Origin of the sequence: Roseovarius sp. 217, assembly GCF_000152845.1 — a bacterium.
Taxonomy (GTDB): domain Bacteria; phylum Pseudomonadota; class Alphaproteobacteria; order Rhodobacterales; family Rhodobacteraceae; genus Roseovarius.
The window spans coordinates 1,321,062-1,330,269 of the sequence record NZ_CH902584.1; the positions used below are offsets into that span (position 1 = coordinate 1,321,062).

General features: G+C 58.6%; 8 protein-coding genes. 1 reads left to right on the forward strand and 7 read right to left on the reverse strand.

What is annotated here, in order from left to right:
- Window positions 1–118: 118 nt before the first annotated feature.
- Window positions 119–655 carry a putative glycolipid-binding domain-containing protein gene (locus tag ROS217_RS06310; RefSeq protein WP_009816857.1) on the forward strand — a complete coding sequence of 179 codons (537 nt, stop codon included), beginning with the start codon at window positions 119–121 and terminating at the stop codon, window positions 653–655.
- 83 nt (window positions 656–738) lie between these two features.
- Here ROS217_RS06310 and ROS217_RS06315 read toward each other — a convergent pair whose 3' ends face one another.
- The 7 genes from ROS217_RS06315 to istB form a co-directional block, all read right to left on the reverse strand.
- Window positions 739–1,809 (reverse strand): DUF1513 domain-containing protein, encoded by a 1,071-nt coding sequence (locus ROS217_RS06315; RefSeq protein WP_009816858.1) that lies wholly within the window; start codon window positions 1,807–1,809, stop codon window positions 739–741.
- A gap of 3 nt (window positions 1,810–1,812) precedes the next feature.
- A complete protein-coding gene (locus ROS217_RS06320; protein ID WP_009816859.1) occupies window positions 1,813–2,799 on the reverse strand; it encodes an imelysin family protein in 987 nt (328 codons plus the stop codon).
- Window positions 2,796–4,271, reverse strand: coding sequence for a di-heme oxidoreductase family protein (locus tag ROS217_RS06325; protein ID WP_009816860.1), 1,476 nt, complete (start codon window positions 4,269–4,271; stop codon window positions 2,796–2,798). The genes ROS217_RS06320 and ROS217_RS06325 overlap by 4 nt, the downstream gene beginning before the upstream one ends.
- A gap of 90 nt (window positions 4,272–4,361) precedes the next feature.
- On the reverse strand, window positions 4,362–5,387 hold the full coding sequence (locus ROS217_RS06330; RefSeq protein WP_009816861.1) for a hypothetical protein: 1,026 nt from the start codon (window positions 5,385–5,387) through the stop codon (window positions 4,362–4,364).
- Window positions 5,388–5,508: 121 nt separating this feature from the next.
- The gene (locus tag ROS217_RS06335) at window positions 5,509–6,771 is read right to left on the reverse strand and encodes an imelysin family protein (RefSeq protein WP_009816862.1); all 1,263 of its coding nucleotides are present in this window, start codon (window positions 6,769–6,771) and stop codon (window positions 5,509–5,511) included.
- Between the two features lie 1,269 nt (window positions 6,772–8,040).
- The gene (locus ROS217_RS24045; RefSeq protein ID WP_198134870.1) at window positions 8,041–8,280 is read right to left on the reverse strand and encodes a hypothetical protein; all 240 of its coding nucleotides are present in this window, start codon (window positions 8,278–8,280) and stop codon (window positions 8,041–8,043) included.
- A 248-nt stretch (window positions 8,281–8,528) separates the two neighbouring features.
- Window positions 8,529–9,208, reverse strand: a 680-nt coding sequence (gene istB, locus ROS217_RS06350; RefSeq protein ID WP_009816865.1) for an IS21-like element helper ATPase IstB, incomplete at its 5' end; no start/stop codon positions are given.

The following is a 9,208-nucleotide window of genomic DNA, read 5'->3' on the forward strand; positions in this document are numbered from 1 at the left end:
CGCCGATCAAAGTGTTGAACCAAGACAGGCCACGGCTGCCTTAGCCTCAGTGAGGAGCAATATGTGGTGATCGAAAACCTCAGTGTGATAAGATCTCTAGATGGAGGGAGTCTTAACCATGATCGCAGGAGCACATGCCGTCGTTTGGGTCAGGCAGGACCGTCCGGGAAATGACGCCTGCCGTTTTGCTGACGCTGAGGGTGGCTATCTGATTGACGGTTCGTCGACGGATGCGGACTGGAATATTTTGCGCTACCGTGTTCGTGCGCGCGGCGATGGGACGACACGGCGCGCTCGTATCGGCTCCAAGTCGCGCATCTTTGCAGTGCGGGCCCCTGATGACACATGGATGTTGAATGGCGCACCGTTCCCGCAGGTCACGGGTGCCAAGGATATTTATCTTGGTTTTACGCCTGCGGCCCTTACTCTGCCGATCCGCCGCCTGAACCTCGGCCTAGGTGAGGACGCAGAAATCTTGGTTGCAAGGCTCGATCTCGAGACCGAACGACTCACGCCTCTTCGCCTCGTATTGCGACGAATTACAAACGAGACCTACGAATGCCTGAACACCGAAACGGGCATGACAGCCCACCTTTTGGTGGACAAACACCACATCGTTAGGACCTACAGCGGGCATTGGATTGCTCAGACGTGATTCCACCAGAGTCCGTGTTGATGGCACGAGTGGCACCCTATTGAAACGACGAGATTATAGGACCACGAAAGACTGCGGAGCCGTCAGAGGGTCACGATGTGATTGTCCCAGGTGCAACCCAGCCGCGCCAAAACTGCCGGACCGTCTCGCCCGATAGTCATCAGGCCGCCCAGGCCGTCGCTCGCCAGATAGCCGCCCCGCAACGGGGCCAGCCCGCAGATTTCGGATCTGGATATCGCACCCAGAAAAGCGCCGGTGTCGCTGAACCTATGAAGCCGTCCGCCATGGGGCGACGTGATGGCCAATTCGTCACCATCGCCGCTGAAGGAAACACTTCCGGCATAGTCTTGCATGGCCAGTTCATCAGGCAACGGAGCCTCGGCCAGAACGGGGGCTTTTCCCACTCGGTGAAGTCCCAACAATGGGGTTGCCGCGCCCGGCGCACCTTCCCATTGCATCGCAAAGCCCACCAGGCCATCGGCCCGAACCGCCAGATGCCGGATCGAATTCTGATGCAGGTCTCTGTCGAGCTCGAACCGGTCCCGCAACAAGCCATCCAAAGTCAGGTATGACAAGTTCGGGCGCATCGTAGCAAGGTTCAGTTTGGCACGGTCGTCTGGGTCGGTCGCGACGCCGCCGTTGGCGACGACCAATGTCGCCCCATCAGGCATGAGGCGGATCTCATGCGGTCCGATGCCACCTGATGAGAATGACCCGGCACGGGCGTATCCTGCCTCCACATTCCAGACACCGATCATGCCCTCACTGCTATCAGCCTTTTGTTCGCTGGTGAGCAGGAGCGCGCCTCGCTCGGCAAAGACGCCGTGACCGTTCAGGTGATACCCCGGCGGCGGAGCCAATCGGTGCAGCACATCGCCCGATGCGCAGTCGATCACCAGCGCAAATAGACCCGGACGGCGGGCAAAGGCCACAGCTTCGGCTCGGCGCGGATGACCGGCCCCGGCATGGCCTCGGGCTGGTAGTGGCACGCGAAATGTGACTGCGCCGCCCTCGCTCAGCCCATAGAGAGCAAAGCGCCCACCCAAATCCTTTGCGGCGGCCAGATAGGCGGGATTTCCTACGGCTGCCCAGCCAAGGCGCGGAGCAACCCCTGTGGCCAAGAGCGATGCAATAAAACGGCGGCGCGTTGTCATGGCTTAATCTCCGTCTTGCGAGTTGAAGCCGGGTTCAATGCCATAACGCGCGCCGATCTCATTTTTGATTGCTGTGCGCAAACCCGTCACTGCTTGTTGCAATACCTCAGCGCGTAGCCGTCCTTGCGGATCGCTCACGTTCTGAAAGGTTGGGGATCCAATTCGTTTGGCGGCCTTTTGCACAGTCTCCAGCGCTGCGTCAGCCGCAGGGATGGGCCAATCGGCGAGTGCAGCCGACAGCCCGTGCGCGGCCTCGGCTGCAAGTACGACATTTCGCAGGCTGCGCCCGGATCGACGTGCCTCGGCCAATTCAGGTCGCGGGCGCTCGAAGGTGCCCATGGGTTCACCCAGCCGCCTCTTCGCGGAGAATTCCAGTGACGACAGGATCTGCGTGTAAAGCGCGCGCAGAGCCTCGTCCTTTGACAGGAAAGTCGTGTTACCTGCCTCGCCCGCGTTGCGCAGTGTGGCGGCGAATCCCTCTTGCCAGTCAGAGTCCAACGCCTCGGCCTGATTGCTCAAATCGGCGGCAAGTGTGGCGACAAGGTCGCAGGTATAGCTGCCGGACGCGTAGCTGGAAAAGGCCGGGTCGTAGATCAGCATGTCCAGCGCGAAGAGGCCACGGGCGGCAATCGAAACATCCGCATAGCCGGTCGGGTCGCGCGCGACAGGATCTTCTTCGGCAACCAACCGGGACAGTGTGCGCTGGGTAAAGCCACGCGGATCCGGCCAGAAGCCGACGGACAGCGCACCGGTTTCGGATGGACCCAGACGCAGGTCAGCCACGCGCATCCAGGCATCAAAGGCGGCCTGATAGGCTGGCCGCACCGCGTCTGGCTGGCAATTCTTGGCAGCGGCGTCGGCAAGCGTGTCGGCGCTTTGTGCGAAGGCGTTGAATCCGGGCAAGATGTGTTGGCTCAGTGCGCTATCCACCCCCGCAATCGCTGGCGTGGCAAAACCGAGGGTCAGAATGACGATGGGCAGATGTCTCATAAGCTCTCCAAGAAGCGGATCAGAGCGTTGCGATCCTCGGCTGGCATCGAGACAATCCGCTCACGGGCCTTTTGCGCCTCACCGCCATGCCAAAGAATGGCCTCAAGAAGCGACCGCGCGCGTCCATCATGCAGGAAATAGGTGTGGCCGGAAACGGTCTTGGTCATGCCCAAACCCCAGAGTGGAGCGGTACGCCATTCTTGACCGTTCGCGCGCCCCTCGGGACGGTTGTCGGCCAAGCCCGGTCCCAAATCATGCAGCAGCATGTCGGAATAGGGCCAGATCAACTGAAAGCTGGCCGGGTTATTGTCTTTCAGCCGATGAGTGACAAAGTTGGGGCGGTGGCAGGCGGCGCAGCCGGTCTTGAAGAACACCTCGCGCCCACGCAACACCTCTGGATCGTCCACGTCTCGCCGGGCCGGGACGGCCAATGTCTGGCTGTAGAAGGTAACAAGGTCCAGCCCAACCTGATCGATCTCGAAGCCATTCTGTTCGGGATCGTCACCATGCATGGCGGCGGTGCAATCGGTCTGCGCATCAGTGCAGTCACCCGACCCCACTGGATGGATGGGATTTGAAATGCCGATATCGCCCGCAAACGCGCTTGCGGTCTGTTCCAGCACGGTTGGATTGCCCGCTTTCAGGCCAAACCGACCCAGCATGGGCCGGTCATGCACATCGGACCAGACAATTTGGGGACGACCCGAGATGCCGTCACCATCGGTGTCGTCAGGGTCGGCCCAGTCTAGGATATCCTGCACTGGAATCGCCTCCAATAGTCCCATACCGATCATCTGTGGGGCGATGCGGGGCGACAGCATGGCGTTTTGATGAAGTGGGCCATAGGCGAGATCGGCGGCAGTGTAGGTCGGGCTTCGGAGAGTGACTATCTCACTCTCTGACATGTCAACTTTGACATCCTGATAGTCTATGCGAAGCTGGTATTCCGGTGCATGGCCCGGCAGGCTGAGGTCCTGAAGCTGCGTGCCATAGGTGGGATCGGGGGCCGTCGCATGCGTGCCCTCAATATAGGAATTGATCTCTGACGGCTCCGGTGCCGGGATCGAGACACGCAAGAACATTGACACGGACCCGTCCTCCGGTCCTTCGGGCGGGTGGCCGCGACCGTCCTTGAGGTGGCAGCGCTGGCAGGAGCGCGCGTTGTACAACGGCCCCAGACCATCCGAGGCCAGCGTCGACGCCGGTGCCGAGACCCAGGCTCGCCGGAATAGTCCATTGCCGATCCGGAAATCCAGCTGCTGTTCGAAGGTCAGGTTGTCGGCGGGCTGGGAAAAGGCATCGGGCGTCCCGCGCGACCGAACGGTTTGCGCGCCGGCGGAATTTTCTTCGAATCGCCAAGGAGCCGAGAAATCCTTGGGCAGCGCGGTGATATTGGCGACGCGCGCGCGCTCTGCGTCAGTGCGGGGCACGGTGTCGAGATGAATGTCTTCTAGAGGTTGGGCGACGGTCATGCCCGCGCAGATGCTGAGTAATCCGACGACTTGAAGGATAACTTGATATGGCTTTGACTTGGACACGGGCATGATCTTCGTTAGCGTTCCTTAGAATGCATAGGCAAGCAGCGCGCCAATGGTATGGGTCTCATCTCCACCCTCTTCGCCGTAACGATAGGCCAACGCGGCGCTGAGACCATCGAGGATCTCGATTTCGCCAGAGAGCGTGGCCAGATGATCGCGTGGCAGGGTCTCGACGTCGCGCAACGCATAGACTGCTGAGAGCGTGACAGGCCCGACCGGAGCTTCAACTCCGACTGTGGCAAAGGTGGCGCTGTCGGCGGTGCCGTCGAAATGATCGAAATAGGCCACTTCAGCGAGCAGCGTGACAGGCATAGAGCCGGATCCGAATTCATGGCTGACGCCGCCCACGATACCGTTCTGATCCTCCACGTCGCCGACTCCCCGCGCTTGGGATTGCAGGCCGAGGTTATAGGCGGTCGCGCCGAAGGTTCCCGATAGGGCGATGGAAAAGGACTCCGGCCCGCTGGTATTCGATACGCCACCATCATTCCGATTGGTACGCCCGCGGTTTTCGCCAAGCGACTCGCTGAGCACGCTGCGATCTGCGTTGAAGATCGACACGCTGAGCTCATGTTCAATTTGACCAGTGGAGAATGGGATCACGAGGCCCGCTCCGATCCTTTCGGTGATCTCGTAGTCCTCTGCGAAATCGACGCCGTAAATGCCCGGCGCCACGTCCCAAGCCGTTCCAAAGCCGGGGTTGAACTTGCCAAGCACCACCTGTGCTGCGCCGAAATCATGTGCGAAGTAGAGTTCTTCGGCGTAGAGTCCATGATCCTCTAGAAAGCTGTCAGAAGTGGGTGGCGTGATCTGTTCCAGAACCACTGTGCTGTTGATTGAGGTTTGGGACGTGAAGGCGAACGAAAGCGCACCCTCGACGATGGCGAATGTGTTGTTGATCTCGCCTCCGGGTGCTGAGGAATCGACTGTGAAATCGCTTTGCAGTTCGACCGAGAATTCGGCTGAGAACCGCGAGCTCTTTTCCTGTGATTGTGCCGCAGTCGCGCCGAGTGCCGCGCAAGCGGCAAGCGTTAAAGGTAGGGTTTTCATCACTGTTCCTTAGTTTGTTCTTGGATGACGGTCTGCTACGTCATCTATACTGTTATGTGATAACATACCTATCTACAATATAGCTTTCCCATCCGCCGAGCAGGACCGCGGACGAGGGGCGTTACTGAAAGACGGCCGAGGGATTGTCGAGGCTGTCAGAGCCTTCGATCTCGATTCCACCGAGGTCCAATGCCGTGACAACGCGCTCAATTGACCGGGTCTGGTTTATCAGGCCATCGACGCCACCCATGATCAGCGCCTCCCCGCCTTCGTCGCCGCGCGCTAGCATCTCGTCATAGGCAAAGCCGGACTCGGCGGCGGTCTTGATACGGCCAAGGGCCAAAACCGCTTCGGCCAACCGTGTGCGCATCTCCCGATCCAACTCTGGGTCGATGTTCGCGACAAGGTCGGAAAGAGAAGCGCCGCTGACCGTCGTGCCGTCGGTGCGCACGTAGTTGCCCAAGTAGACGCTCCGGATACCAACGCCGTTGTAGTAGTGATCATTGTGGGTGTTGTCGGCAAAGCAGGAATGCTCTTCCTCGGGATCGTTGAGCATCAGGCCGAGTCGCATTCTCTCGCCCGCCGTCTCACCATAAGACAGGCTCCCCATGCCGGTCAGAATGGCAGTGAGCCCCGCCTGTTCGTCTGCGGTAATCGTCGCACGGGCTTCGCCGTCCTTTGCCCATTGCGCGGTGATCCATTCGAGGTCGGATGACAGAAGATCGGTCGCTGCCATCAGGTAGTCAGCCCGGCGTTCGCAGTTGCCGTTGGTGCAGTCTTCGTTCTGCGCATAGTCGGTCCAAGGGCGGCTGCCTGCGCCGTCACCATGGCCATTCAGATCCTGCCCCCAAAGCAGGAACTCGATGGCATGATACCCTGTGGCAACATTTGCCTCGATCCCATCGGCCTCATGCAGGATGTTCTCTAGCAAGTCCGGCGTTATCTCGGTCGCGTCAATCTCCTTTCCCGAGAGAGAGAAGCTCGGATTGGCGATCACATTGAGCGCTGCAAACTGGTTTGCATCGGTCGGACCGCCATAGAGTCCATCGACATAATCGATAAGCCCCTCGTCCAGCGGCCAAGCATTCACCTTACCTTCCCAGTCATCGACGATCGGATTGCCGAAGCGAAAGACCTCGGTTTGTTGATAGGGGACGCGCGCTTGCAACCAGGCGTCGCGAGCGGCAGACATGGACTCGGCTGAGGGGCTTTTGATCAGCGCCGTGACTGCCTTTTCCAGTGCCCGGACAGCTTCCAAGCTGTCGCCATAGTTCGCCTCGGCGATATCTGCATAGGTGTCGAGCACCTCATTTGCGGTCTGTGCCTGAGCGGAACCCAACAGCGCAGTGGCGATGGCGGTGGAGGTCAATAGGGTGCGGAGCATCTGTCTGTCCTGTTGTGTATTTCAACGTTTCGCGCTGCAACGGCGTCAGTTTTGGCACATGTTTTTTGTCCCGCGGTCGATATCGGCCAACTTGACAATCCCAGTGCATCCGAAGCGCTCATGTGTAAGTTGACTGATTTAGTAGGCTTAGGCAATACCCAATATTTTCCGTCAGGTTTTCGCCCAATTCTGCTCGTGTCGAGCCCTGTCGCGGCCTCTTGGCAGTCGAGAATGCCGGACGCGGCCCATTTCGTGGAGAAGCGGTTGAAAACTGCGCTCAAGACGGTTTCCCCCTCTTGAGCGCATTAATGCGCATTCCACGATTGAAGATCGACAGTGATAGCAGCTGGACCCACGCTTTGCCCTCAGCCCTTCTGGTGAAGGCCGATGATTCTGCGTTCCACCTGACTGCAAGAGGGTGCCTGCTTGCGACTGAAATCTTGCCTGCACAACCCGAACCCGACGTCACTGTGAGACTGTTGCGCCACCAACTGAGGCGGGCACAAGGACAAGGTCTATTGCCAGAGCCCTGTAGCGCTGTATTCTAAACTGCCTTTGACCAGCAACGCCGGTCGCTTCTCGGACTTTATCGGCCCTCGCCACTTTGCTTTTCTGGTCTTCTCGAGCCTCAGATACTCGCACTCGATTTCAACCACGAGGCTCATAGCTGTGGCCCACCGCTGCGTCGCGTTTGTCACGAAACGAGCATGAAAATCCAACGATTTCAATGGAATTTGGTGCCCAGGAGAGGTTTCGCTCTGCATCCTACCCCTTTGTTTTCAAAGGAATAATACATGCGCTGGGCAACAATGTGTAGTGAATTGTGGATACAGAACCGATCATCAGTCCAGCGCTTGAGAAAGGATAGGGGCCACACCATCGGCGCAGCCCCTTCATATTCTTATCCGGCTTGGTGGGCTTCTCTCTCAATGAACCAAAAGAACCCCAAGGTCCGTAGCGTCCAGCCCTCATGGCCGCCGCCTTCATTCCTCAACATGAAGAATGCAGGTTCGCCTTCAAGCCGGGGAGTATACTGGATGGATAGTCTATACATTTGATGACCCTTCAAGGTTGCTGTGAAGGGGCTTCGGGATCAACCCACAAGTGGAAGTATCCCTTTCCCTCAATCACTTAGCAGGTTCCATGTGTCGGGGAAAGGGCAAATCACCCCCTCCCAAGCCTCCCCAATTGGGTGCCCAGAGCTTTGGGGATAGCTGGACAGGTTCCCGGCAAGGTCAGGGTGGCCCTCAGGCCGCCCATCATCCTCAATCAGAAATTCACTATCTCACTCTCTTCAAGCTCCTGTTCCTCATCGAATTCCGCCAGCAAGGCGCGACCATCGCTATTGAGGGCTTCCCAAAAGGCCCCCGCTTGGATCAACCCGGAGGGCAACGCAGGGGATATGATCTGCAACGCCCTCGCAAGAACCTCTGGGCTTTCCGCCATCCTCTGACCGCCCAGCGCTCTCCCAAGTTTCTTTGCCCACTCCTGCGCCTGCACTTCAATCATGTCCGGATGAACCCCCCCTTTGTCCTTTCCCTGATCCAACGCACGGGACCAGTCCCAACCCCGATCAATCAAGGTTTCGTGGGGGATGCTTTTGGCCTGTAGCCGATCAAACACTCCCCGCATGATGGAGATTTGGCTTTTGCCTGCGCCCGACCACGCCGCTTGATCCTTGATTTGTTGATTGTCACTGAGAACTGACCCGGCATTTTCATCGAGATCTGACCCACCCAGTCGTTATGATCTGCTGATTATGATGGCGTCAATGCTGTTGCCTCCTTTCGCTTTTTCTTTGCCGTTTCGGAGCTGGCCTTGAAGCGGTAGCTGTCATTGCCGGTCTCGAGGATGTGGCAGCGATGAGTGAGACGATCGAGTAGCGCTGTGGTCATTTTGGCATCGCCAAAGACGCTGGCCCATTCACTGAAGCTCAGGTTGGTGGTGATGATGACGCTGGTGCGTTCATAGAGTTTGCTCAGAAGATGGAAGAGCAGCGCGCCACCAGAGGCGCTGAACGGCAGATATCCCAGCTCGTCCAGGATCACCAAGTCGGTCTTGACCAGCGCCTCGGCGATCTTCCCGGCCTTGCCGTGAGCCTTTTCCTGCTCCAGCGCGTTGACCAGTTCGACGGTTGAGAAGAAGCGCACGCGTTTACGATGATGCTCGATGGCCTGAATGCCGAGAGCCGTTGCAACGTGTGATTTCCCTGTCCCCGGACCTCCGATCAGCACCACATTCTCAGCCGCGTCCATAAACTCACAACGATGAAGTTGACGGACCAAGGCTTCACGGATCTCGCTGGCGGCAAAGTCGAAGCCAGAGAGGTCTTTATAGGCCGGAAAGCGCGCCGCCTTCATGTGATAGGCGATAGAGCGCACCTCGCGTTCGGCCATTTCCGCTTTGAGCAGTTGCGACAGGATCGGCATGGCGGCTT

Excerpts from the sequence above, each read along its gene's own strand:
- ROS217_RS06310 (WP_009816857.1), top strand. The coding sequence starts at position 119 with ATGATCGCAGGAGCACATGCCGTCGTTTGGGTCAGGCAGGACCGTCCG.
- ROS217_RS06315 (WP_009816858.1), bottom strand. The coding sequence starts at position 1,809 with ATGACAACGCGCCGCCGTTTTATTGCATCGCTCTTGGCCACAGGGGTT.
- ROS217_RS06320 (WP_009816859.1), bottom strand. The coding sequence starts at position 2,799 with ATGAGACATCTGCCCATCGTCATTCTGACCCTCGGTTTTGCCACGCCA.
- ROS217_RS06325 (WP_009816860.1), bottom strand. The coding sequence starts at position 4,271 with ATGACCGTCGCCCAACCTCTAGAAGACATTCATCTCGACACCGTGCCC.
- ROS217_RS06330 (WP_009816861.1), bottom strand. The coding sequence starts at position 5,387 with ATGAAAACCCTACCTTTAACGCTTGCCGCTTGCGCGGCACTCGGCGCG.
- ROS217_RS06335 (WP_009816862.1), bottom strand. The coding sequence starts at position 6,771 with ATGCTCCGCACCCTATTGACCTCCACCGCCATCGCCACTGCGCTGTTG.
- ROS217_RS24045 (WP_198134870.1), bottom strand. The coding sequence starts at position 8,280 with ATGATTGAAGTGCAGGCGCAGGAGTGGGCAAAGAAACTTGGGAGAGCG.